2 protein-coding genes are annotated in these 1,435 nt (G+C 64.7%); both read right to left on the bottom strand.

From position 1 onward, the window contains the following. A partial coding sequence (locus DYI24_RS26565; RefSeq protein ID WP_164574452.1) for an SDR family NAD(P)-dependent oxidoreductase occupies positions 1 to 794 on the bottom strand: 794 nt, incomplete at its 3' end. A gap of 147 nt (positions 795 to 941) precedes the next feature. Next, the coding region (locus DYI24_RS26560) for a thiolase C-terminal domain-containing protein (RefSeq protein ID WP_502706383.1) at positions 942 to 1,435 on the bottom strand (494 nt) is incomplete at its 5' end.

The raw sequence follows: 1,435 nt of genomic DNA, 5'->3' as shown, positions 1-1,435 counted from the left end.
GAGCGGATCGGGCGCGACTGGCCCATCAGGAAGATCTCGTTCATGCGGACGGCGAAGATCTGGCCGCTGACGTCCTTGGCGGCGTCGCCGAGCAGATACACCGACAGCGGCGCGATCTTCTCCGGGCCCATCTGCTGCATCCGTGCGACGCGGGCCTTCTCGTCCTCGGTCTCGGTCGGGATGGTGCCGATCAGGCGCGACCAGGCGAACGGCGACACGCAGTTGGAGCGGACGTTGAAGCGCTGCATGTCGAGCGCGATAGACTTCGACAGGCCGACGATGCCGAGCTTGGCGGCCGCATAGTTGGCCTGGCCGAAATTGCCGATCAGGCCCGAGGTCGAGGTGAAGTGCACGAACGAACCGCTCTCCTGCTCGCGGAACAGCCGGGCGGCGGCGTGCGAGACGTAGAACGTACCCATCAGGTGCACCTTGATCACCTGCTCGAAGGCGTCGATGCTCATGCGGTGGAAGATCGCGTCGCGCAGGATGCCGGCGTTGTTCACCACGCCGTCGAGCTTGCCGTAGGTGTCGACCGCCTGTTTGACGATCTTGCTGGCGGGAATCGCCTCGGCGACGGTCTCGAAATTCGCGACCGCGGTGCCGCCTTCCTTCTTGATTTCTTCGACGACCTGCTCGGCCGGCGCGGCGTCGGTGCCCGAGCCGTCGGAAGCGACGCCCGGATCGTTGACGACCACCTTGGCGCCTTCGCGCGCCGCGAGCAGCGCGATCTCGCGGCCGATGCCGCGTCCCGCGCCGGTGACGATGATGACTTTGCCGTCCAGTGCCTTGGCCATTGTTTCTTCCTTCTTTGTTTAACTGAGGCGATGCCACTTAGTTCAGCGTCATGCGCGGGCTCGACCCGCGCATCCATCCTCTTCGCGAAGAAGATGGATTGCCGGGTCAAGCCCGGCAATGACGACAACAACTATGCGACGTCGACGTTACTTCTCGTTGGTGAAGATGATCGTGCCGCTTGCGGCGAACATGCCGCCGACGCCGTGGCAGACCGAGATCTTCGCGTTCGGCACCTGCGCGGGCGCGATGCCGCGCATTTGCCGGACGCTTTCCTGCAACGCGTACATGCCGTACATGCCCGAGTGCATGTAGGACAGGCCGCCGCCGTTGGTGTTGAGCGGCAGCTTGCCGCCGGGGCGGGTGTTGCCGTCGGCGATGAATTTGCCGGTCTCCTCATACGGCATGAAGCCGAGGTCGCCGAGGCCGAACAGCGGCAGGTGCGCGAACGCGTCGTAGATCATCAAATGATCGACGTCGCTGTGCTTGATGCCAGCCTCGCGGAACGCGGTCGGGCCCGCCACCTTGAAGGCGCGCGAGGAGTTGAAGGTCTCCATCTGGCTGACCATCGGCGTTTCCACGCTCTCGCCGGTGCCGAGCACATAGACCGGCTTGTGCGGGAAGTCCTTGGCGCGATCGGCCG

The sequence above is a fragment of the Rhodopseudomonas sp. BR0C11 genome, from assembly GCF_010820945.1.
GTDB classification, from domain to species: domain Bacteria; phylum Pseudomonadota; class Alphaproteobacteria; order Rhizobiales; family Xanthobacteraceae; genus Rhodopseudomonas; species Rhodopseudomonas palustris_H.
The sequence above is the reverse complement of the archived record's forward strand: the minus strand, read 5'-3'. Positions and strand labels throughout refer to the sequence as shown.